Genomic DNA, 21,798 nt, shown 5'->3' with positions numbered 1-21,798 from the left:
ATTTCATAGCCTTTCCGATAATAGTGGTAATTGGTATTATCTTTGAAAATAATTAATTACTACTATTATACATTTTTATTTTGTTAATTTTAAAAAAAGTTTTTTTATGCTGGGATAGATATTAATTCTGGGATTTTGTTCTGATTAGTTTGTTCAATTCTTTTTTGGGCTCTATTATAATTAGGGTTTTGAAGTTTTAGTTCTTCTTTGATTGTTTTGATTTCTTCGTCGATAGGTTCTAATTTTATTTCTAGTTGTTCTTGCTGTATTATTTTTGGTTGTTCATTTTTGATTTCGTCGGTTATTTGTCCTCTTTTGAGTTCTAATTCTTCGGTGATTTTAATGTATTCATTGATCCAAGATTGAAATTCGTTTTTAATATTTTTATTTAATTCTTCGTTTTTGTTTAATTCTTGTTGTATATTTTCTTGTTTCATTCGATTATTATATTCTTCTAGTTTCTTTTGGTAGTCTTTTTGGTCGGCGTCGAGTTTGGCTAGGTCGCGGTCAATGTCTTTGGTATACATTTCTAAGGCTTCTTTGGTAATCATTGGGAGTGATTCTGTGTTTTCATTCGCTACTTCGTTGTACATATGTCATAAACGGTGTCCTTCGTGACAAATTAAAGTGGCTTTCGTCATCCCTTGAGAAAATTTACGTGTAAAAGTCATTGATTTACCTATGATTTTCATGCCATATTTGGCTGGGATTAAGTCAGTTACTTTGTCGAAGGCTTTGAATCCCCATTTGACGATATTACCAGCCGATGCTTCGTTTTCTTTTTCATGTGTTTGCATTCGAATATGCATTGCTTGGTATTTTTCTTTTAATGTTTTGTATAAGTCTTGTTCTGCTTCGATTTTTTCGAGTTTTTCATTGACTTGGTTGATGTTGTTTTGGATTTCGGATTTTCTTTTATCGTAAGTAGTTATAATAGTTGATAATTATTGTAATTCCACTGTTAATTCATCACGAGACTCCATTAATTCTTTTTTAAATCTTTCAGCATGTTGAAGTTATTCGGTGAAGGATTTTTGTTTTATTTCTAATGTTCCTATTTGTGTTTTTATTTCCGTGATTTGATTCACTAATTTAATTTTTTCGACATAGTGAATATCTAATTTGGCACGTAATTTTTCTTTTTCAGTTAAATCAGTGGTTTTCGCGATTTGTTTTTCTGTTAATTTTATCTCTTTTTCTTTGTTTGCTAATGTTTCTTCTTTTTGTTAAAGTTATTCTTTTAAGACATTAATATTCTTTTCGTTTTCTTGTTTTTTAGTTTTGATTTCGTTAATCTTTGATTTTGTCTTCGTTTTTATCTAGAACTTCTTGGATTTTAGCTTTTTGTTCTTGGGTTAGTTCTTGGGTTTCATAAAGTTCTTTTAATTCAGCCTCTACTTTGCTTAATTCTTGTTCCCAATTATCTTTTAATCCTTGATAATTGTTAATTACTTCATCGTATTTGTCGATAGCTTTATCAATTTCTTGGACTAATTGGCCTGCGTATTTACTTGATGGTTCTTTTGGTTTATGAAAAAAACATAAGTAAATAAAACTTAAAACACCAATAATAATTAAAAAATAAGTTAAATAACCTTTCCAAGTTGTTGTGTTGTTTGTTTGATTAGCGGAAAGTTTTCTTTTAAAGAAAAGGAAAATGCCAAAGATGGCGGAAGCCATTAAAAACCAAGTGAAATAAGATTTAAAAGAAAAACAGCCTTTAATTAAGTCTAATGGTGATAACATAATTATTCACCTCCTTTATCTTTAATTTCTTGTTCGATAGCGTTTAAAATGGTGTCATCTTGTGAGATTATCATTTTGTAAGCTTGTTTTAAGTCTTCTTGATTGATTTCATTTCTTCGTGTTTCGCCTTGTCCACGGTTTTTAGCGAAGATGGTGACAGTTGTTTTTGACAGGTTTTCTAGAGTATGATTGGCTTTTTTGAATTCTTGGTTCACTGGTAATCTTTCTAAAGATTCATTGATAACTTCGTATAAGTATTGTTTAACTTCTTCACTGTAAGGATTTTTACGTTTGTTGATTAATAATTCTAAAAAGACTTTTCTTTCTTCTTTATTGCCTGGTTTGACTTCGATATTGTAAGTGAATCTTGATTTGATGGCTTCATCAATTTGGTCGATGCGGTTTGTAGCGCCAATAATAAAGATAGGATGTTCAGGGTCATTTTCAAATGATGTCATTTCGGTTTTGAATTGGTTTACCACATTAGCGATTTCTGAACCAGCTTCTAAAACGCTTAAATCAGTAAAGATGGTTTCACATTCATCTAAGAAAATGATGGCTCCTTTTCCTTTTTGAGCTTCTTCACGAGCTGTCATAAATAAATCTTTTACTAGTTATGGTGCGGCTCCTGTGAATTTTTGAGAAAAGACAGAACTACTTGCTTCGAAGAAAGGTAAATTAGTTTCTTTAGCTAAAGCTCTGGCTAAGATTGTTTTCCTAGTTCCAGGGATACCATACATTAAGATGCCTAGCGGTGAATCTACCTCGCCAATATTGTTGTAGTTTTCTTGGTTATTAAGGTAATCAATAAAACCTTCTACGGCTTGTTTTTCTTCTTTGAAACCGATTAATTGGTTAAAAGAGGGAAATTTTTGGTTGTTAGAAGGATGAAAGTTTGATTCTTCTTGATTATTTAATTGTTGTAAATTAGTGTTTGTTTTTTCTTGTGTTTCTTTATTTGTATTGGTAATTTGGTTTTGGATTATATCTTTGTTTTGTTGGAGTTTGTCTTTTATTTCTTGGAGATTTTTATTTTGATTTTCTAATTTTTTTTGTTGGGTTATAAGATTTTTTTCAGTTTCTGTTAAAGTTTGATGGTGAAGCCAAACAAAAGTCCCTAAAAATAAGATCATAGATATTATTATGATTATTATTAAATTTTTATTTAATTTGTTTTTGATAGTCATATTAGTTCCTTTCTAACAAAAAAAGACCAATCATCAATTGGTCTTTTAATTTTTATTTATGCTCAATTAGTAATTTTGTTTTCGATTGTTTGACTGCCGCCACCGAAGGCTTTTCCTTGGGAATCAACTAATTCGTAATCACAAATTAATCAAATCTATCATTCCAGGAGGAATAAAATAATGAATAAAAACACAAAAATCCAAAACAAAATTTTAACGATAATTACAACTATTATCGCACTCTTTTTCGTAGCTGCATCTATTTACGCTATCACTAATCACTTTTCTAAACAAAGAAAAGAAAAAATTCAACTATTGAATGATGTTCTTTTTTTCACAGTAGAACGAACAGGTGGCAATAATGAAGATAAAACCCTTTTACCAATTCCTATCCCAAACTTAAACGAACAAAAATATAATCACTTAATTACGATCGAACACAAAGCGACACTAAACTCCAACGGAATGGATATTAATGTTTCTTTATATTTGAAAATATCCACTAAATATGACACACTTCAAACTTTTTCTAATCCTGAAAAATATTTAAATGTTGGTTTAAAAGTGGATAACAAGGATTACGATGACACTAAACGCCCACAAATGATATTAAAAGACGACAAAGGAGTGCTTCAAGTTCGCATCAATGTGGAACAAAAAGAAATCATTAACACTAATAACCCTCAATTAGAATTAATTCAAGACAATTATTAATTCCTGTTGTTAACCAAGGAATTTTATTACCATAGTAAATAATAATGACTTGTAAAATAAAATGTAAAATGATCGTTATGTAAGCTATTTTTTTTAATAAATTGCGTTTTTTTATTGGGATAATAGTTATATTTTCTTGTTTGGGGTTAGTCATTGTTTTTATTTCTTGGTTTTGGTTTGTTTCGTGTGTATTGGGTTTTGTTTTTGTCTTAATGATTTTATTCATATTTTTTTCTCCTTTAATAAAATCACTGCTAAAAGACGAGTGGGTTGATATTTTTTTATTCTAATGTTAAATCTTTTACTTTATCTTTAATGGTTTGAGAAAGTTTGAAAGAGACAACAGTTTTTGAAGGGATTTTGAGTTTTTTGCCTGTTTGGGGGTTTCTACCAGTGTAGGCTTTACGGGTTTTTAAAATGAATTTACCTATTTTAGAAGATAAAATTACTTCTTTGTTAGAAGTAATGGATTCTATTAGGGTACGTTCGAAAAGCTAAAAACAGAGCACCCTTTATCTTTTGGATAATGTAACAGCATTGACTGTGAAAACATCTTTTTTCGCTCCTTTTTTTATTATTAATAACTATATAATGCTTTTAATCCTGGTGAAAATTGGTAATTAAAAGTATAATATTGATATTTTTTTCAAATTGTTACATAGTTGTAGTAGTATTTTTTTTATTTAAATCATATTCATATATGAAATCGATAGTTTTATCATCATCTTATTATTCAATTACTTTAATTAGTTTTTCGTCTGCATCATATTCATGAATTCTATCAATTATTTTTCCATCAATTTGATAACGGATTTCTTTTACTAATTTTTTATTTGCATTATATTTATAAATTAATTCAATAGTTCCATCTTTTTGATATTCATTAATGACAATGGATGTAATGGATTTTCCATCATCTTTATAATATGTTTCTTTTATTAGATGTTCATTTGCATCATATTCATGAATATATTCAATGTTTTGACTATCTAAATTATATTGTGTTTTTTTCATTAATTTAGTTGTATTTTTATCATATTCAAATGGACAAGTTGTATTAATACATTCATCTTCATAATGAGTTTCTTGGATTAAGAATCCATTATCTTTAATCAATTCAAGTTCATAATCTATTCTGTTATCATCATCTTCATAAAATTCAATTTCTTGTTTGTTTGTCATAATTAGGCTCCTTTTTATTTTGAGTTTATTTTTTTTAGTTTTGGTTTTTAATTTGCTGCGGTTTTTGAAGTAAGTACCGCGGGCGATTTCAGTAATAGCGTCGCTCATATGATTTTTTATTCTCCTTTCTGGTTTTCTTTTAAAAAGTTAAGATGTTTAATATCAATGTTCTTTTATTTTAAAATGGTAAATTATCAGTTTGAGGTTTATTATCTAAAAAGATGACTTTATGGACGATAACTTTGGTATTTGTTTTCTTTTGGTCCTCGTTTTTGGTGTATTTTTGGACAGATAATGTTCCTTCTAGATAAATTTTAGATCCTTTATGTAAGTATTTATGAAAATTTTCAGCTTGGGTTCTAAAAACTACACAAGGAATATATTGAACTTTGTCTTTGGTTTGGTTAACAGCTAATTGAAAATCTATTTTAGGGACTTGTTCGTTGTTAACCTTAAGATATTGTTTTTCGAGGTCACGAGTGATACGACCGATTAATTGAACGTTGTTTAACATAAAATTTATCTCCTATTTTTTTAGTTTATTTTTTAATTGATTAAGTTTTGATTTTTACGCATTCTAAAACTAATTTAATTTTCTATTTTTGGAATTTTACGTTTCGTTTATATCAAAAATTAATCTTTGAAACAGTTTAAAGACTTGTTGAGGTCAAAAATTTAAATTACTTTTTTAATAATTGGTAATAATGATTTCATGATTATTATTTTTGTTTGTCAAATTATGGTTAGTACTAGATTTAATACTTTGGAAGTAATAATTTTTAAATAATGCTCTAATTTCGGGAGTATCATAATTGGTGTATAACCATTTAGCTCCTCTTTTATCGGCTTTTTCGAGACAGTTGAATAATTTCACTTGTTCAGTAAAACTAAAAACTCCTTTGTAAAAAGATGATATAGTGATGTTTTTGCCGTTGTAATAAGGTGAGTCAATAAATACAAAATCATCTTTCTTGGTGGTGGCAATTATTTTTTGATAATCAGTACATAACAAGACATGTTTATTTTTTTGAAAATATTTTTGTAAGGAGAATATAAATCATTTAAATTTAATATGCCTGTTTTATATTTAGGCTTATAACCAAAATTTGTATATAAGGATGTATTATCTTTGTATCTTCAAATACCACGAAAACAATATTTACTTAAAATAAAGAAAAGTGATGCTTTAGTTAATCTCTTTTTCTTTTTTGTTAATAACAAATTATATTGTTTTAATAAGTTTTCACAAGTTGTTTTTTGTTGTTTTTGTTGTGATTTAGGATATTGATACATAAAGTTGTCAAAAGCTAATGCTTTATTATAAAAATCTTGAGGATTATATAAAATACTTTTCCATATTTGGATGAGTTGTGTGTCATTATCGTGTAAAATGGCTTTTTTTAGGCATTAAGGATAAATATAAAGCACCACTTCCTAAAAAAGGTTTGTAATAAGTTTTAAATTTTTTTGGAATTAAAGGTAAAAGATGTGGTAATAATTTCTTTTTACAACCAACCCAATTAATGAATTTTTGCATTTTTGTTCTATTTAATCCATAAATAAAATAAAAAGACAATATCCGATATAAGGCTTATCGTTGTGTTAGCTTTGATTCCTAAATTAAAATCAAAAAATAACGTCATAAGATTTGTAATTATAAAATCGATATAGGTTAAAGTTAAGATAATTAAAATATTTTTAGGTTTTAAGTTCATTGATATTTCCTTTCTTAATATAAAAAGACCTTATTCAGGTCTTTTTATTTTTTTAATTTATTGATGGCGATGTTTTTAAGAGTTTCTACTTGTCTTAAAGTTAAATTTAGTATTTGGGTGATTTCTTGATTGGAATAACTAGGTTGATAATCTTCGTTGATATTTCCTAAAGGAACTCCAAAATTTAATCTAATGACGTTAAACTCCTTTTTATTTAGTTTAGTTTTTAGTTTTTTTAAAAATAGTTCATGATTTACTTGTTTTAACCATAATTGATGAGGGTTAAGGATTTGATAATGCCATGTATGTTTTTCTTCTTGAAAAAAAGTGTTATTGGTTTTATGAGTTTTTTGAGGAATGCAAGGCAAATGACTTTTTCTTATTAATTCTCTGATTTCTGATTTTATATTTGACTTGGCATAGGAGATGAAGTCATAACCTAAATCTACATATTTATCTAAAACCTTGATTAATCCTAAAACGCCTTCTTGATATAAATCCTGTCTTTCTAATAAACGAGGATAATATTTAAATTGATTAACTAATTTATTTACTAAGGTCAAATGTAAATTGATTAGTTGATGACGAATTATTAAATTCTTTTTATTTTTTAAAAAATCTTTAAATAATTCTTTTCTTAACATTTTGTTCCTTTCAAAAAACGTTTTTAGAAAAGATATGAAAATTACTTTAGTCTCGAATAATAAAAAAAGACTAACTTAATAGGTTAGTCTTAAAGAATTTTTAAAAAACAAAAAGTGTCTAAACTTTTGGAACACCTCACCGGCTTATGGACGTAGGGTCCAAACTCCCGAGGGAGTTTGGTACCACTCCTACACGCCGCGCGTCTTTTTTGTCTTGAAAAGCCTTTTTTTGAAAATTTTACTTTTTTTAAAACTTTCATTATATTTAACAAACAAACTGGCCGAACAACAGTGGCCAGCCCTCCGAGTTTTTTAAAAAAAACATAAAAAAATTCTTTTTTTTATGTTTTTTTTAAAAAATTTGTTTGTTTTTTTATATAATGAAAGTTTTAAAAAAAGTAAAATTTTCAAAAAAAGGTAGAGAGGAGGGCATATGTTGTAAAACAAAACAAAATTGTTTATAGTTAATACATTGTGAAATATATAGTATGTTGTATTTATATTGTTTTGTATATATTAATCAAATTTTAAAATTTCCATACCCAAACTATTAACCTCATTTTTAATCTCTTTATATCTTTTACCATTTTTTGGTAGAGACTTCGTTTGAATGTTATCACTAACACCCTTAATTTGATTACATAATTCATATACTACTTCATATACATAATCAATAGACATAAATTCTGTTGTACGTCTAACGTATTTTGGTCTTACATATAACTGTTCATTTTTTTTAAAAATCTGAATTGCACAATAAATACTTTCACTAGAATTATTTTTTTTTCTTAAAACAATAACACTGTGATCACGGTCCAAGTCAAAAAATTCAAATCCTTTATCATATCCAAAATCTTCCATTAAACAATATCCCTCTTCATTATCAATGAAGGAAGGAACAAAACCCAATTCTTTCCAATCTCCAAATTGCGGGGCTCTATATTTTGTCTTAATTTCAGATTTTTCATTTGCTTTTCTTAATTTATATTCTTCGTTGTCTTTATCTTCTGCTCTTTTTATTCTTTTCTTTTGATCTAATTCATTCATTTGTTTTTCATGTTCTAAACGTCTTAATTCTGTCTCTTTATGATATGTAAAAGCTACACTCATAATTAAAATAAAACAAAATATTAATGACGCAACAGTAATTAAAAATGGAATCATTTTATAATTCCTATTCCATAACCTAATATATGACATATAATAAACCTTTTCCAATCTTTTGTTTTATTTTTATTTTAAAATATATATATATTTTAACAAATTATTAAATAACAATGGCATCTCTTTCTAATTATCATTAATTCTAACTAATGCATTGTTTTTAGTTTCTTCTATACTCCATTCACTTATAAAACTAAAAAAAATAAATAAAATAAACTCTACAACTTTAATAACTACTTTCATCCATACCAATAATATTTTCAAAAGAATTATAAAAATATTTAATATTTTTAAAACAATATTAAATAATAAAAAACCTATTTTATTAAACGATTCTAATAAAAAACTTTGAACGTCTTTAAAAAAATAAATAACTAATCCACCAACAGTAAGTTTAAAAATACAAGTTACAGCCGATTTTAAATATTCCCAAAAACCGTCATCATATTCAATTTTTAAGTCAACTGCATATATAAGAAATCGTTCAATATATCCTATGAATTTTTTTCCTTCTTGATTAAACATTGTTAAAATTTCAACCAAAAAACTAAATAAATTACTAAATAATTTTAAAGGATATATAAACCATGTTAACATTTCCCATATAAATATAACAATTGTTTTTGTAAAATCATAAATATGAAAAAAATTTTTATTCCATCCTACATTACTACCAAATAAAAAAGATGATTTAGTAAAAAAAAGATTTTTAAAAATAATATATATTAAATTAACAACATTTAAATATATTTTTTCTTCAAAAATATATTTAAAAAACTCTAAATTAAACTCCTTTAACATTTAATTACCCTCTTAACATTCTTTTATCTTTTGAAATAAAAAAAGTAATAAAGAATATTAACAAAATCACTTTTCTATTTCAAAAGATAAAATCAATTATCTCTTGAAAATTTTAAAAATAATAAAACTTTATTTTTGATCTAAAATATTTTGTAAACTTTTTTCTTGTTCTTTTAATCGCTTTTCTTTTATTACTCGTGCTTCATTTTGAACTCTAAGGACACTTTTTAACTTATCATACATATATATAGTGATTTGTTAAATTGCCAGTTTCAAAATCTACGCAATCATCATAATAATTTTCTATTAAAAAACTACTTATATTTATACTTTTATTTTGTTTAACAGCCTCGTTATATAAATATAAAAATCTTTTTATTTTTTGGTATTCACTTATCATTTTTCTTTACTCCTATAAAATCTTCAATAATTTTTAAAAAGGTTCTTCACCATCTTTAATAATCTCTACTTTATTTTTTGTATTTCCATATAATAATCTTTTTAAATTTTCATTTTCGATTTCTAAATCTCTAAATTCTTGTTCCTTAATCTCTCGTGCATCCGCATTAATAATTTCATCTACTGGTTTCATAACATCTCCATACTCATTTAAAATTGCCATAGATTTATCAACATGCTGCTTAAAAATTCCTAAACGATTACCCATATTTTTAACTATTAATAATAAAGCTTCAAATTCCACAACACTCAAATAACCACTTTTAATATAATTCTTTAAAATATCCCTAAAAAGTTCACTACGTTCTTTTTTTAATTCTTTTAACTTTTGTAAATATAAATATCCTTTATAAATAAAAAAATTAATTAAACTTGTTAATAAAACAATTCCCAATATATATGCTCTTTGTTGATTCATATTATATTACTTTCGTTTTGTTGTTTCTTTATTCGATTCTTTTGCTGGTTTATCTTCTTTTTCGACTTCTTCAATTTTATTTTTCTCTATCTTCACAATTGTTTTATCTGTTAACTTTAATAAACCTAACCAAAATAAAATAATAACCAAAACAGCAACAGCTCCGATATAAGTTATAAATTTTGTTAATGTCATAATTTCTTTTATATTCTTTCTAATTTATTTTTATTTCATATAAAAAAACATTTTAAAAAAGCATTTTATTTTTATTTCTTTTACCATAAAAAATAAATTTATTTCTTTTTTTATATTTCATATTTTTAAACATTCCTTCTTTTAAAAAAACAAATTTCTGCTTAGTTTTAGCATTATAAATAGAAAGCCATTTTTTACTTAATTTAATTGTTTGTTTTTGAAAACTTAGGACGTTGTTTATTTTCTTTTGGAATAATTAAAAAATTTTGTTTTGAAACCATTAATCAAACTCCTCGACTCTTTATTTAAAATGATTATCAATTATTTTAAAAATTTCACTTGTCTTCATTTTATAAATTGGTAAATTACCTATTGACTTTTTAATATTATTTGATAATCTAACTTTTTCTTCTCCTGATAAATCAATAATCCTATCTTGGTAAATAATTTTCTCTACTAGCTTTATAATTGGTTTTTCTACCTCTATAAATTTATCTTGATAAATAATTTTCTCTACTGGCTTCTCAACCTCAATTATTTTATCTTGATAAATATTTTCTTTTAATAATTCATCTTGTTTATTTTCAAAAATAAAATTGATTATTTTAAAATAATAACTTAAACCCAAAACCAATAAGAAAATTATTAATAAAGTAAAAAAAATAAACAACCATTTTTTTATACAATTATTAAACATCCTTATTATTATTTTTATCTTTCTTATTTTTCTTTATTCTTAACTGTTGTTTTTTCCTCAGTTTTATTATTATCTGTTATAAATGGAACGTCAATATAACCTTTATAAAATAAAACACAACTAAATAAAAAAATAATCCCAAATACTAACAATAAAAAATTAATAAATCTATAATTACGTGAATAATAAGACATTTTTTTATATTTATATCCTTTCCACTAAATATTTTTTTTATATATAAAAAAAATTTAATTATCTTTTACAATAATTAAATTTTAAATATTCATAATAATTTAATACGTATTAATTAGTACGTATTATTTCAAGAAAAAAAAATTTATGATTATTACACAAAGTTTCCGATTAAATAAAAATAATTAATATAAAATATGAATTCATTTAATATGCAAGATAAAAACACAATTTTTAAATCTCAGAAAAAATTTCAATTTTTTTTAGATTCAGCACAACTTATTAAAAAAGGAAAATATGCTTTTTCTCAATTTAATGCTTCAATTATAATTGAAATAATTTCTCAATTATTTCAATATTGTAATTTAACTTGGGAAGAATTATTTGAAAACAAAAAAACATATCATTTTCATAAAATTGAAAAAGACCAATTTAATAAATGTCCTTTCAATAGTTGTCGTGATTTGCAAGATGCAATAAAAAAGTGATTTAGATATTTATCAAATTTCAATCCACGATCACTCAAGATTGATGTTTTATATATTTCTGATTCCAAAAAACAATTCTTTTGTTTGCTGCCCAATCGGATATGATATGCATCATAATGTATATCCAAAGAACTGTGTTTGTTAAAAAAAATACAAAAAAATAAATATTTTTATTATAAATAACTCAAAATTCAAATAAATTAAATTATAAACAAACCCCTTCCCAAGGGGTTTTATTTTATGCAAAACAAAACCAACTGAAAGAAAAATACAAAAAGAAATCAAAAAAACAACAAGATTCAAAATCAAACGAATAAAAATAAAATACCACTCAACAAAAAACAGGAACTTCATTTAAGTTCCTGTTTTTTTACTGCACTGCTCTTTTTTTAATACACTTTTTTCTAAAATTTGTTTAAAAATGTATAAAACCTGCCTTTATACAAATTCACATTGTTTATTAATTATTCCGCAATAACATAAATATTTATTTTTATCTTTATAAAATATTTTTAATTTCTTTAAATATTAAATATATAAAATTAAACTAATCTAAATATTTATTACTTTTTTTATTCTTTTAAATCATTTTAACAAAATAATATTTATTTTTGACTAAAATAACTTTTTTGTATATTTCAAAATATGCAAACCCAAAAATCCAATTTTTTTATTAACAAATATTTTTAGAAAGTTTCTCTTTTCAAAAATTAAATCTTATTATGAAATTTGAATATTTATTGGATAATATCAAATATAAAATAATTAACATTTATCTATTTTAAAAAAATTACTATTTCAAACAAGGGTTAAATATTTTGTTTTTTATCATTATTATTTCATCTTTATATGGAGGTAAGTCATTGATAAAAGGAGTTTCTAAAATTTTAGGTAAATGTGAAAATATGGGGTGATAAATAATTTTAATTAAAGCTGAAAAACCTATGTTACCATAACCAATATTTTCATGACGATCTTTTTTACTACCTAAATGATTTTTAGAATCATTAATATGCAAAACACTTAAATATTTTAAACCAATAATTTTATCAAATTTAGATATAACTTCATTAAAATCATTTTTAATATCATAACCTGAATCAAAAACATGACAAGTATCAAAACAAATACCTATTCTATCTTTAAAATTTATCAAATCAATAATTTCTTTTAATTCTTGAAAAGTGGATCCAATTTCTGTACCTTTACCAGCCATAGTTTCTAAAGTTATTTTAATTTTTAAAGAATGTGTATTTGTTAAAATTTGATTAATTCCTGATGCAATCAATTTAATAGCTTCTTTTTTTGTTTGTGTCAAGGCATTGCCAGGATGTAAAACCATTTGAGGGATTTTTAATTGAGAAAATCTTTTCAGTTCTTCAGTCAAAAAAGAAATAGCAAAATTTCTTTTATCATGAGAACAATTAGCTAAATTAATGATATAAGGAGCATGTCCTACCAAATCATTTAAATTAATATTTTTCTTTCGCATCTCTTGTAAAGCTTCGTTTAAATAAGTATTTTTTATATCAACTCTTTTAGTATTTTGGGGAGCTCCGGTATAAATCATAAAAGTATTAGAATCAAAAGATAAAGCTTGTTTAACAGCATCTAAATAAAAAAATGGTTTTGCAAAAGATACATGGCTACCTATTTTAATCATTTTTTCTTCCTTTTCGAAGAAATATTTTTTTCTGTTTATGTGTTTGAGCCTGAAAATTTTTGTTTTTTCTAGAATTGATATTTTTATTTTGTTTTGGATTTAAATAAAAATTATTATTGTTTTTTTCTATATCCATTTTTATTTCACGAAAACCATCTTTAGTTAATGTTATTTGATTAAAAATAATACCATAATTTTTTTTAATTTTTATCAAAGAAGATTCTTCTTTTTCATCATAAAACAGAAGTACTCGCCCTTCTTTCCCCATTCTACCTGTTCTTCCACTACGATGTTGAAAAAATTCTAAATTTTTAGTAGGTAAATCATAATGAATAACCCATTCAATATCTAAATCTAACCCTCTAGCAACTAAATCACTAGCTAAAATATATTGATATTTCATATTTTTAATTTCTGTCATCAAATATTTTCTCTTTTTAACTAACAAATCAGAAGAAAAATTTAAAACATTAAAATTATATTGTTTTAAATCATTATATAATTTTAATTGTTCTTCTTTTTTTGAAACAAAAATCAAAACAGAAAAAGGATTTAAATTTTTCATAAAATGTTTTAAATCATTTAAACGTTTTTGCGGCGAGCTATTTAATAAATAATATTTAATATTTAATTTTTGTTGTGAATGAACATCTAAAAATAAAGTTTTACCAAAATATTTTTGGATAAAATTATTCATATTATTAGTGATTGAAGCGGAAAATAATAAAATTTTAGGTTTCCATTTTGATAATAATACATCCAATATTTGTAAAGAATTTTGGTCAAATAAAGTATCAGCCTCGTCTAAAATTAAAAAAGAAGATTTATAAATATTAAGTTTTTTTAAAACAATTGTATATTCGCTTAATTTATTCAAAGTAGTTATAATAAAAGGAGGTTGTTTTTTTTCTAAACTTTTAGATATCTTTTTTTTATCCATGCCACCATAAAAAATTTTCACTTGAGAATGTCTTTGTTCTAATTCCTTTAACATTTTAAACACTTGAAAAACTAATTCATTAGTTGGAACAACAATAATTGCTTGGATAATATTTTTATTCCAATCAATTTTGCTTAAAACAGGTAATAAATAAGCATGAGTTTTTCCTGTTCCTGTTGGAGCACTGCCTACTAAATGATAAGGTTGATTAAAGTGTGTAAATACTTCTTTTTGGATAGGCGTTATTTGCTTAAATTTTAATTGCTGTAATTTTTGTTGAATATAATTTTCCATGTTAAACAATCCTTTAGTAAAAAATAATTTTAAGCGTTTTTTTATATATAATAAGTATATATAAGTAAAGAAAAATTTTTTATTATCTTTTAATATTAATCAATAAAAATTGTGTCTGATATATTATATAAAAAAATAAGGTTGTTAAAAATGAAAAAAAAATTAGATTTCAAAAAAAATAAAAATGCTAAAACAAAAAATGATTATTATAAGTTTTCTAAAAATAAAACATCTTTTACAAAAACAATGTTTTTTATAATTCTAATGGCAATATTATTATTACCATTTATTTTAGCCATAAAAGACATTATTAACACAATAAAAAATAATAATAGTTAAAACGAGCTTTATAAAAGCTCGTTTGTTTTATATTTATTTTTTTGAATATCTTCATAAATTAAATGCAAAAGTTTATTATTAAATTTATATTGTTTTCCGTCGCTTAAAGTAGAGTATTCTTTGCTTAATTCAATGGCTTCGTTAATAATGATTTTATGAGAATTTTGTTGTTCTAGTAATTCTAAAGTAGCTAAACGAATAATTGCTTTGTCCACTTTATTTAATCTATTTATACCATAGCCATATAGATTTTTCTTAATAATTTTATCAATTAAACAAATATTTTTAATAATATGTTCTATAATAAAAAGATTTTTAACTTCATTAGAATTCGGATTACTCATTTCATCTTGATAAAAATCATATTGATATAAACTGGTCATAATTTCAAATCTTAATTTTCTAAAATTTTTCGGCAACATAAAAAATTTTTTTTCAAAGCAACAACCTATCTATTTAGAATTTAAAGATGAATTTTTTAAAAGAGCTTTTTGCAAATATTTTTCTACTTGCGTCCAATTTATCACGGTATAAAAAGCTTCGATATAATCTGGACGGCGATTTTGATAACTTAAATAATAAGCGTGTTCCCATAGATCTAATCCTAAAAGAGGATGACCCATTTCTAAAACTGTATTTTGGTTAGGAGTATTAATAATTTTTAAATTGTTTTGATAATCACAAATTAACCAGGTCCAACCACTTCCAAACATATTTTTAGCGTTAATTGCAAATTCTTCTTTAAAATGTTCTAAATTTCCAAAAGTTTTATTAATTAAATGAAATATTTTGAAAGAATTATCACAAGTTTCATTTAATTTCAAAAGAGTCCAAAAAAAAGAATGATTGAAATGGCCGCCTCCATTATTTAAAACTACTTGTCTAATATTTTCTGGCAAAGAAGATAAATTTTTTAATAAAAATTTTAAATCTTTATTAAAAATTTGATTGTTATTTAAAACAGTATTCAGATTATTAATATAAGTTTGATGATGTTTAGTATGATGTATCTCCATTGTTTTAGTATCTATAAAAGGTTCTAAAGAATCATAGGAATAATTTAATTCTGGCAATTCAAATAAATTTTTCAACATAATTATAAATATATCCTTTTTTTACAAATTTAAAATTAATTATTATTTTATTATCAAAAAAACTTAATTCAATTACAATTATAACATATAAACGTTATATAAAAAATTTCAAATGTTTTTAAAAATTAAAGAAAAAACAAAATAATTTAAAAAAATATTTCAACTAATAAAAAATCAAATAATAAATTAAATAATTTCTAATTTAGAAAAATGATTTTAAGTTAAAAAAGTTATAATCATATATAATTATTATTTTATATATATTTAATATAAATTATTTTTTAAAAATAAAAAGCGTTTAATATATTTTGACATATATCAAAATGTCTTTGAATTAATATCAAAAAAGGTACAAATAAAAAATGCTTTCAAACATAAGTTTAATAATTTATTTTTTTTTGTTTTATTTAATTGGTTCTATTCCTGTTGGATTAATAATAAGTAAATTATTCACAAATACAGATTTACGTGTATTAGGTTCGAAAAATATAGGTTCTACAAATGCTGCAAGAGTTTTAGGTTTACGTTATGGTTTAATTATTTTTATATTAGATTTTTTGAAAGGTTTTTGGTTAATCATCATACAAAATAATAAAGATTTATTTTGTTACGGCGGATTTTTCATTGTTATAGGGCAAATGTTTTCTATTTTTAATCGTTTTAAAGGAGGGAAAGCAATAGCTACTTCTGTGGGTTTTATCACAGCTATTAATTATTATATCGGTATCTCAGGAATTATTTTGTTTATTATTTTTATTAGAATTTCAGGATACGCTTCTTTATCTTCTATTTTGTCTACTGTATTAGTTAATGTTTTTTTATGGATCGGGTATCATCTTGAACTTATAAAACCTATCGATTTGTCTCAACTTTGGATAATTTTAATTATCACTATTATCATTATTATAAAACACATGAATAATATTAAAAATTTAATAAAGGGGTGTGAAAATAGATTTTATTTTGGTAAAAAAAAATAATTTTTTTATCACCTTATCTTTTTAATAAAAAAAGTACTTTCAAAAATGTATTTATAATTAATAACATTTTGGGAAGTACTTTTTTATTAAAAAAATCAATTTGGAGGCCCTGGACGGATTTGAACCGCCGATCAAGCTTTTGCAGAGCCATGCCTTACCACTTGGCTACAGGGCCTTAATAATTTTTACAAAAAAAAAAAAAAAAAAAAAAAAAAAAATGAAAAAATTATTCTATTTGCATTAAATTTTCAATATCTTCTATTTTTCTAGGAATACTTTCTGTTAAATTTATATTACCACTATTTCGAATTAGAATATTGTCTTCGATTCGAATTCCTAAATTAAATTCTTCAAAATACAAACCAGGTTCTACTGTGATAACACTATTATTCGGAATAGGCTCATAAATATTGCCGACATCATGTACTTCTAAACCTAAATAATGACCTAATCCGTGATAACAATATTTTTCTATTTTATCGTTTTCACCTAAAAAACCATTTTCTATTAAAAGTTGAGATAAAATACCTTTACCATATTTATTCATTTCAGCAAAAGTATAACCTGGTTTCATCCATTGAATAATTTTTCTATTAGTTTCTAAAACTATATTATAAATAATTTTTTGTTGCAAATTAAATTTACCGTTGGCAGGAAAACAAACTGAAATATCCGAAGCGTAATTATTATAATTAACACCTAAATCTAATAAAACTAAATCATTGGATTGAATCTGGCTTTTTTGTGTATTATAATGCAAAATAGTAGCATTTTTACCAGCAGCTACAATAGTATTAAAAGAAGGACGAAGAGCCTGATTTGCTAAAAAATAATGATAAAAAGCCGTTACTTGATATTCATACATCCCTATTTTTAAAATTTTAGCTATTTCTCTTAAAGCTTTATCATTAACAGCAATAGCTGCCTTTATTAAATCAATTTCTTTTTCATTTTTAATAGTTCTCATTTTTGATAAAAAAATACAAATATCAAATATTTTGACATAAGGATAATTTTGTTGAAGATAACGAGCTTTATTTAAATATAAATTAGAAACATCACTCATACTTTTTTTCGATAAATCTAAATAAACATTATCAATCCAACCATATTTAGAATTATGTGAAGTATTTAAAAAATTAAATAAAAAAGAATCTATACAATCAATATCTAAGCAATTTTCTAAAGGAATAGAAGTTATATTTGATGCTTTTTGAAAAGTTAAATTTTCCCCATCCCATTTTTGTTTTAATAAATTATTAGGTTTTAAAAACAACAAAGTTTCTTCATAACCATTTTGACTTTTGATAAGCAACAAAGCAATATTATTTTCTTCTATGCCTGTTAAATAATAAAAATTTTTATCTAATTCAAAATTAATATTGTGTATAAAACTACTTGAGTTAGAAAAAAATAAAGCAATACTGCCTTTGTTCATCTTAGCAAAAACTAAAGAACGATTGTTTTGATAAAAAGAAAACATTTTATTATAACTCACATTTTTTTATTTTTTTTCTCTATGAAGAGTATGTTTACGTAAAAAAGGACAATATTTGTTAAATTCTAAACGTCCAGGAGTTTTTTTCTTATTTTTAAAAGTATGATAATTTTCTCTTCCACATTCCGTACAAATCAATTTTACTAAATTACTCATATTTAAACCTTTTTTATTATTTTGAAATCCTCTTTCTTGAAAGGAAAGATTTTTTATTGTTAAAATAAATTTTAGTTTCGATGAGATTTGCGCTTTGAAAGTTTACTAATGAAAACTTCCACATTCTAGATATCTGATTTAACAGATATCTAGACACGACCTTATCCTAATTTTATAAAAATATTTTATTTTGTTAATGTATCTATTTAAATACACATGTTTATGTTAAAACTTTTGTTAGTACTCTTAATATTAATTATATTCTTAACAGTAAAAATAGCTTATTTTTCGCGATTTTCTTTATACATATTTATTATTATTTTTATGAAACACTTTATATCCCTTTATTGGAACTATAACAGAATAATTTTTAAAATTTTTTTAGATAATACAAACAAATATTTTTTATTTAAAAAAATCTTTAATTTTTTTGCTCATTTTGAAAACTGGTACATCTTGTGCTGGAATAGTTAAAACTTTATTACTTTTAGGTACTTTGCAAATTCTTTCTTTCCTATGTTTTAAATGAACAGCGCCTAAGTCACCAATAATAACCTTAATCACTTTAGCATATGGATTATTTTTTTTTTCTTCTTTTAAACTGTCTTTCACTATTTTGTTTAAGCAATTTAAAAATTTCTTAGCTTGATCTTTTTTAACATCTAATTCTTCAGATATTTTACTAATTAATTTTGATTTATTCATTATTGTATAATCTCCTATGTTTCATTTATTTTAAATTTTTTTATCTAAAACTAATAAGATTTTAACATAAAAATTATTATTATAAACATAAATATTAATTAAAATAAAAAATATTATTTATTTTAATTAATTATCCAAAATATTTAACATAATATTATTTATAGGTTCGTTATTAAAAATTACTTTATAAGCATTTGTAATAATAGGTAATTTAATTTTATGTTGAATAGCTAAATGATAAAAAACTTGTAAATTATAAATACCTTCGATAACTTGATTAGATTTTTCATAAATTTGATTTAAAGTTTGACCCATTTGAATTTTTTTACCAGCTTGGTAATTACGAGAATTTTCATTAAAAATAGTAACTGATAAATCACCTAACCCCGCTAAACTTAAGACGGTGTTATTAGAAATAGAATTAGGAAATAAAATTAAAATTTTTTGCATTTCACAAATTCCAAAAGTAATAAATGCTGAACGAGCATTATGGCCAAAATTAGCACCATCTATAAGACCACTAACTAAAGCTAAAGCATTTTTAAAAGAAGCACAAATTTCAGCACCTAATATATCATTAGAAGTGGTTATTTTTAAATAATTTGGATTAGAGCATATTCTAGAAATCTTTAAAGCAAATTCTTGATTAGTTGAAGCAACCATTAAAAAAGTAATTTTTCTTAAAATAACTTCTTCTGCATGCGAAGGTCCTACAAGAACAGCATAATTTTTTATTTTATTTTCTTTTATTTCTTCCTTAATAATTTGAGAAACAAGTTTATTAGTTTGGAACTCAATCCCTTTAGACACATTAATAAAATTTTTTTCAAAAATTAAGATTTGATTAATTTCTTTGAACAAATTTCTCATGTTTTGTACTGGAATAGATAAAAAAATGAAATCAGAATAATTAAGAGCTTGTTCTAATGAATCAGTAGCCTTGATTTGTGGAGAAAATACAACATTAAAAAAAGGATGTTTTTGTTTATTTATTTGTTGAATATATTTTTGATTCTTATCATAAATTAATATTTCATGTTTATTATCTGCTAAAACTTGAGCTAAAGTTGAACCCCAAGCGCCGCCGCCGATAATAGTAATTTTTTTCATTACAACAAAACTTCTTTCTTTTTAAAAACTATTTTTAAAGGGATGCCAGCAAGTTCTAAATTTAATCTTAATTGATTTTTTAAAAATCTTTCGTAAGAAAAATGAATAAATTTTGGATCGTTTACTAAACAAAGAAATTCTGGACATTTATTAGCTGTTTGTTTTAAATAATAAAATTTAGCTTTACCTTGACGAAAAGAAGACGGAGGATTTATAGAAGTAGCTTCATTTAAAATATCATTTAAAATATGAGAAGAAAATATTTGTTTATAATTTTCAAAAACTTTATCTAATATTTCGAATAAAGTATGAATTCTTTTTTGATTTCTAGCAGACAAAAAAACTATTGGGACATAATTTAAAAATTTAAATTCCGTTCGCATAAGAATTTCAAATTTTTTAATATTTTTTTCACATTCTACCAATAAATCCCATTTATTTAAAACAATAATACAGGGCTTAGAATAATTAAAAATCAAAGTTGCAATATTTCTATCTTGTTCAGTAATTTTTTGACTTATGTCTAATAAAAAACAAACAATATCACTTCTTTCGATAGCATCTAAAGCTCTTAAAAAGCTATATTTTTCATGTGTTGCATAAATTTTCTTTTTTTTATTCATTCCAGCAGTATCTATTATATGATATTTTTTATTATTTCTATAAAAAATAGTATCAACAGCATCTGTTGTTGTTCCTGGGATATCAGACACAATCATTCTATCTTCTGATAACAAAGCGTTAGTTAAAGTTGATTTTCCAACATTAGTGCGTCCAACTAAAGCAAATTTTAAATCTTCTTCATCTTGATTTTGGATTTTTTTAGAACGCGGTAAATAAGAAATAACTTTATCTAATAATTTCCCAATACCAATACCATGTTGCGTACTAATACTGATAATATCTTTAAAACCTAAAGAATAAAAATCATAAATATTTTCATATAAATTAACATTATCTATTTTATTAACCGCTATAATAACTTTTTTATTATTCAAATGTAAAATTTTATTTATTTCTAATTCTTCTTCTATCAATCTATTTTGACCATCGGTAACCCAAATAATTAAATTACATTCTGCAATAGCTAATTCAGTTTGATATTTAATCTGTTTCATTAAAGGAACATTATCAAAAGTAATTCCGCCTGTATCAATGATAAAAAATTTTTGATTCAACCATATAGCTTCAGCATAAATACGATCTTTAGTTGTCCCTGCTTCTTCATAGACAATTGCTAATTTTTTATTCAAAATACGATTAAATAAACTCGATTTTCCTACATTTGGTCTTCCTATAATAGCTACTTTGAATTTCATATTTTACTCTTTTATTTATTGATAATCTTTAAATATAGTTAAATATTTCTATTATTTTATTACAATTTTTTTCACAAAATAATTTTTAATTTTTAAAA

The 21,798-nt window shown here is 23.6% G+C and carries 24 protein-coding genes, 1 tRNA gene and 4 pseudogenes; 4 read left to right on the top strand and 25 right to left on the bottom strand.

All coding sequences use genetic code 11. The features are described from left to right. Positions 1-104: 104 nt before the first annotated feature. Both AADV48_RS02950 and AADV48_RS01135 read right to left on the bottom strand, forming a co-directional pair. Positions 105-1,746 (bottom strand): annotated as a pseudogene (locus AADV48_RS02950) (DNA double-strand break repair protein Rad50). A 2-nt stretch (positions 1,747-1,748) separates the two neighbouring features. Then, positions 1,749-2,933, bottom strand: a pseudogene (locus tag AADV48_RS01135) (AAA family ATPase). A gap of 180 nt (positions 2,934-3,113) precedes the next feature. Here AADV48_RS01135 and AADV48_RS01130 point away from each other — a divergent pair. Continuing rightward, positions 3,114-3,647, top strand: a complete 534-nt coding sequence (locus AADV48_RS01130; protein ID WP_341266763.1) for a hypothetical protein — start codon at positions 3,114-3,116, stop codon at positions 3,645-3,647. On the opposite strand, the gene AADV48_RS01125 is transcribed toward AADV48_RS01130, so the two are convergent. From AADV48_RS01125 to AADV48_RS01065, 13 genes and pseudogenes are all read right to left on the bottom strand, one after another. Further along, entirely contained in the window at positions 3,607-3,873 is a 267-nt protein-coding gene (locus tag AADV48_RS01125) for a hypothetical protein (protein WP_341266762.1), read from the bottom strand. The two genes, AADV48_RS01130 and AADV48_RS01125, sit on opposite strands and share 41 nt — an antisense overlap. 55 nt (positions 3,874-3,928) lie before the next feature. Next, positions 3,929-4,138: pseudogene (locus AADV48_RS01120) on the bottom strand (HU family DNA-binding protein); the annotation flags it as partial. Between the two features lie 163 nt (positions 4,139-4,301). After that, a pseudogene (locus tag AADV48_RS01115) lies at positions 4,302-4,829 on the bottom strand (DUF2963 domain-containing protein). Between the two features lie 178 nt (positions 4,830-5,007). Then, positions 5,008-5,343, bottom strand: a complete 336-nt coding sequence (locus AADV48_RS01110) for a single-stranded DNA-binding protein (protein WP_341266761.1) — start codon at positions 5,341-5,343, stop codon at positions 5,008-5,010. A 174-nt stretch (positions 5,344-5,517) separates the two neighbouring features. Continuing rightward, positions 5,518-5,841, bottom strand: a complete 324-nt coding sequence (locus AADV48_RS01105) for a DNA adenine methylase (protein ID WP_341266760.1) — start codon at positions 5,839-5,841, stop codon at positions 5,518-5,520. A gap of 125 nt (positions 5,842-5,966) precedes the next feature. Beyond that, positions 5,967-6,122: a hypothetical protein gene (locus tag AADV48_RS01100; protein WP_341266680.1), complete on the bottom strand. Its 156-nt coding sequence runs from the start codon at positions 6,120-6,122 to the stop codon at positions 5,967-5,969. Between the two features lie 85 nt (positions 6,123-6,207). After that, a complete protein-coding gene (locus AADV48_RS01095; RefSeq protein WP_341266681.1) occupies positions 6,208-6,366 on the bottom strand; it encodes a DNA adenine methylase in 159 nt (52 codons plus the stop codon). A gap of 222 nt (positions 6,367-6,588) precedes the next feature. Beyond that, the gene (locus AADV48_RS01090; RefSeq protein WP_341266759.1) at positions 6,589-7,188 is read right to left on the bottom strand and encodes a sigma-70 family RNA polymerase sigma factor; all 600 of its coding nucleotides are present in this window, start codon (positions 7,186-7,188) and stop codon (positions 6,589-6,591) included. A gap of 516 nt (positions 7,189-7,704) precedes the next feature. After that, positions 7,705-8,352 (bottom strand): hypothetical protein, encoded by a 648-nt coding sequence (locus AADV48_RS01085; RefSeq protein ID WP_341266758.1) that lies wholly within the window; start codon positions 8,350-8,352, stop codon positions 7,705-7,707. Between the two features lie 126 nt (positions 8,353-8,478). Further along, positions 8,479-9,153 carry a hypothetical protein gene (locus AADV48_RS01080; RefSeq protein ID WP_341266757.1) on the bottom strand — a complete coding sequence of 225 codons (675 nt, stop codon included), beginning with the start codon at positions 9,151-9,153 and terminating at the stop codon, positions 8,479-8,481. A 433-nt stretch (positions 9,154-9,586) separates the two neighbouring features. Further along, entirely contained in the window at positions 9,587-10,030 is a 444-nt protein-coding gene (locus AADV48_RS01075; protein WP_341266756.1) for a hypothetical protein, read from the bottom strand. 6 nt (positions 10,031-10,036) lie between these two features. After that, positions 10,037-10,225 (bottom strand): hypothetical protein, encoded by a 189-nt coding sequence (locus tag AADV48_RS01070; protein ID WP_341266755.1) that lies wholly within the window; start codon positions 10,223-10,225, stop codon positions 10,037-10,039. A 301-nt stretch (positions 10,226-10,526) separates the two neighbouring features. Continuing rightward, positions 10,527-10,859 (bottom strand): hypothetical protein, encoded by a 333-nt coding sequence (locus tag AADV48_RS01065; RefSeq protein WP_341266754.1) that lies wholly within the window; start codon positions 10,857-10,859, stop codon positions 10,527-10,529. Between the two features lie 467 nt (positions 10,860-11,326). Between AADV48_RS01065 and AADV48_RS01060 the strand changes: the two genes are divergently transcribed. Beyond that, a complete protein-coding gene (locus tag AADV48_RS01060) occupies positions 11,327-11,602 on the top strand; it encodes a hypothetical protein (RefSeq protein WP_341266753.1) in 276 nt (91 codons plus the stop codon). A 793-nt stretch (positions 11,603-12,395) separates the two neighbouring features. Here AADV48_RS01060 and AADV48_RS01055 read toward each other — a convergent pair. Both AADV48_RS01055 and AADV48_RS01050 read right to left on the bottom strand, forming a co-directional pair. Beyond that, complete coding sequence (locus AADV48_RS01055) at positions 12,396-13,265, bottom strand: deoxyribonuclease IV (RefSeq protein ID WP_341266752.1); 870 nt, start codon at positions 13,263-13,265, stop codon at positions 12,396-12,398. Next, positions 13,258-14,499: a DEAD/DEAH box helicase gene (locus AADV48_RS01050; protein ID WP_341266751.1), complete on the bottom strand. Its 1,242-nt coding sequence runs from the start codon at positions 14,497-14,499 to the stop codon at positions 13,258-13,260. Before AADV48_RS01050 ends, AADV48_RS01055 begins: the two co-directional genes overlap by 8 nt. Before the next feature lie 150 nt (positions 14,500-14,649). Here AADV48_RS01050 and AADV48_RS01045 point away from each other — a divergent pair, with 150 nt between their 5' ends. Next, entirely contained in the window at positions 14,650-14,838 is a 189-nt protein-coding gene (locus AADV48_RS01045) for a hypothetical protein (RefSeq protein WP_341266750.1), read from the top strand. An 8-nt stretch (positions 14,839-14,846) separates the two neighbouring features. Here the strand turns inward: AADV48_RS01045 and AADV48_RS01040 are convergent, their stop codons facing one another. Beyond that, a complete protein-coding gene (locus tag AADV48_RS01040) occupies positions 14,847-15,260 on the bottom strand; it encodes a transcription antitermination protein NusB (RefSeq protein WP_341266749.1) in 414 nt (137 codons plus the stop codon). A gap of 30 nt (positions 15,261-15,290) precedes the next feature. Beyond that, positions 15,291-15,932, bottom strand: a complete 642-nt coding sequence (locus tag AADV48_RS01035; RefSeq protein ID WP_341266748.1) for a superoxide dismutase — start codon at positions 15,930-15,932, stop codon at positions 15,291-15,293. Between the two features lie 362 nt (positions 15,933-16,294). Between AADV48_RS01035 and plsY the strand changes: the two genes are divergently transcribed. After that, positions 16,295-16,912 carry a glycerol-3-phosphate 1-O-acyltransferase PlsY gene (gene plsY, locus AADV48_RS01030; RefSeq protein ID WP_341266747.1) on the top strand — a complete coding sequence of 206 codons (618 nt, stop codon included), beginning with the start codon at positions 16,295-16,297 and terminating at the stop codon, positions 16,910-16,912. A 101-nt stretch (positions 16,913-17,013) separates the two neighbouring features. Here plsY and AADV48_RS01025 read toward each other — a convergent pair. The 6 genes from AADV48_RS01025 to der form a co-directional block, all read right to left on the bottom strand. After that, a tRNA-Cys gene (locus AADV48_RS01025) sits at positions 17,014-17,087 on the bottom strand. A gap of 51 nt (positions 17,088-17,138) precedes the next feature. Then, positions 17,139-18,395, bottom strand: a complete 1,257-nt coding sequence (locus AADV48_RS01020; RefSeq protein WP_341266746.1) for an aminopeptidase P N-terminal domain-containing protein — start codon at positions 18,393-18,395, stop codon at positions 17,139-17,141. Positions 18,396-18,416: 21 nt separating this feature from the next. Then, the gene (rpmG, locus tag AADV48_RS01015; RefSeq protein ID WP_341266745.1) at positions 18,417-18,566 is read right to left on the bottom strand and encodes a 50S ribosomal protein L33; all 150 of its coding nucleotides are present in this window, start codon (positions 18,564-18,566) and stop codon (positions 18,417-18,419) included. A gap of 405 nt (positions 18,567-18,971) precedes the next feature. Next, positions 18,972-19,271 (bottom strand): HU family DNA-binding protein, encoded by a 300-nt coding sequence (locus tag AADV48_RS01010; protein ID WP_341266744.1) that lies wholly within the window; start codon positions 19,269-19,271, stop codon positions 18,972-18,974. Positions 19,272-19,397: 126 nt separating this feature from the next. Further along, positions 19,398-20,381, bottom strand: coding sequence for an NAD(P)H-dependent glycerol-3-phosphate dehydrogenase (locus AADV48_RS01005; RefSeq protein WP_341266743.1), 984 nt, complete (start codon positions 20,379-20,381; stop codon positions 19,398-19,400). After that, on the bottom strand, positions 20,381-21,700 hold the full coding sequence (der, locus tag AADV48_RS01000) for a ribosome biogenesis GTPase Der (protein ID WP_341266742.1): 1,320 nt from the start codon (positions 21,698-21,700) through the stop codon (positions 20,381-20,383). Before der ends, AADV48_RS01005 begins: the two co-directional genes overlap by 1 nt. Between the last annotated feature and the right edge of the window lie 98 nt (positions 21,701-21,798).

The sequence above is a fragment of the Candidatus Phytoplasma fraxini genome, assembly GCF_038024965.1.
GTDB lineage: Bacteria > Bacillota_I > Bacilli_A > Acholeplasmatales > Acholeplasmataceae > Phytoplasma > Phytoplasma fraxini.
The sequence above is the reverse complement of the archived record's forward strand: the minus strand, read 5'-3'. Positions and strand labels throughout refer to the sequence as shown.

Bases quoted from the DNA above. Each gene is read 5' to 3' on its own strand.
- AADV48_RS01095 (WP_341266681.1), bottom strand. From the start codon at position 6,366: ATGCAAAAATTCATTAATTGGGTTGGTTGTAAAAAGAAATTATTACCA.
- AADV48_RS01080 (WP_341266757.1), bottom strand. From the start codon at position 9,153: ATGTTAAAGGAGTTTAATTTAGAGTTTTTTAAATATATTTTTGAAGAA.
- rpmG (WP_341266745.1), bottom strand. From the start codon at position 18,566: ATGAGTAATTTAGTAAAATTGATTTGTACGGAATGTGGAAGAGAAAAT.
- AADV48_RS01130 (WP_341266763.1), top strand. From the start codon at position 3,114: ATGAATAAAAACACAAAAATCCAAAACAAAATTTTAACGATAATTACA.
- AADV48_RS01035 (WP_341266748.1), bottom strand. From the start codon at position 15,932: ATGTTGAAAAATTTATTTGAATTGCCAGAATTAAATTATTCCTATGAT.
- AADV48_RS01020 (WP_341266746.1), bottom strand. From the start codon at position 18,395: ATGTTTTCTTTTTATCAAAACAATCGTTCTTTAGTTTTTGCTAAGATG.
- plsY (WP_341266747.1), top strand. From the start codon at position 16,295: ATGCTTTCAAACATAAGTTTAATAATTTATTTTTTTTTGTTTTATTTA.
- AADV48_RS01045 (WP_341266750.1), top strand. From the start codon at position 14,650: ATGAAAAAAAAATTAGATTTCAAAAAAAATAAAAATGCTAAAACAAAA.
- AADV48_RS01010 (WP_341266744.1), bottom strand. From the start codon at position 19,271: ATGAATAAATCAAAATTAATTAGTAAAATATCTGAAGAATTAGATGTT.
- AADV48_RS01055 (WP_341266752.1), bottom strand. From the start codon at position 13,265: ATGATTAAAATAGGTAGCCATGTATCTTTTGCAAAACCATTTTTTTAT.
- AADV48_RS01060 (WP_341266753.1), top strand. From the start codon at position 11,327: ATGCAAGATAAAAACACAATTTTTAAATCTCAGAAAAAATTTCAATTT.
- AADV48_RS01070 (WP_341266755.1), bottom strand. From the start codon at position 10,225: ATGACATTAACAAAATTTATAACTTATATCGGAGCTGTTGCTGTTTTG.
- AADV48_RS01075 (WP_341266756.1), bottom strand. From the start codon at position 10,030: ATGAATCAACAAAGAGCATATATATTGGGAATTGTTTTATTAACAAGT.
- AADV48_RS01090 (WP_341266759.1), bottom strand. From the start codon at position 7,188: ATGTTAAGAAAAGAATTATTTAAAGATTTTTTAAAAAATAAAAAGAAT.
- AADV48_RS01040 (WP_341266749.1), bottom strand. From the start codon at position 15,260: ATGTTGCCGAAAAATTTTAGAAAATTAAGATTTGAAATTATGACCAGT.
- AADV48_RS01110 (WP_341266761.1), bottom strand. From the start codon at position 5,343: ATGTTAAACAACGTTCAATTAATCGGTCGTATCACTCGTGACCTCGAA.
- der (WP_341266742.1), bottom strand. From the start codon at position 21,700: ATGAAATTCAAAGTAGCTATTATAGGAAGACCAAATGTAGGAAAATCG.
- AADV48_RS01050 (WP_341266751.1), bottom strand. From the start codon at position 14,499: ATGGAAAATTATATTCAACAAAAATTACAGCAATTAAAATTTAAGCAA.
- AADV48_RS01125 (WP_341266762.1), bottom strand. From the start codon at position 3,873: ATGAATAAAATCATTAAGACAAAAACAAAACCCAATACACACGAAACA.
- AADV48_RS01085 (WP_341266758.1), bottom strand. From the start codon at position 8,352: ATGATTCCATTTTTAATTACTGTTGCGTCATTAATATTTTGTTTTATT.
- AADV48_RS01100 (WP_341266680.1), bottom strand. From the start codon at position 6,122: ATGTATCAATATCCTAAATCACAACAAAAACAACAAAAAACAACTTGT.
- AADV48_RS01005 (WP_341266743.1), bottom strand. From the start codon at position 20,381: ATGAAAAAAATTACTATTATCGGCGGCGGCGCTTGGGGTTCAACTTTA.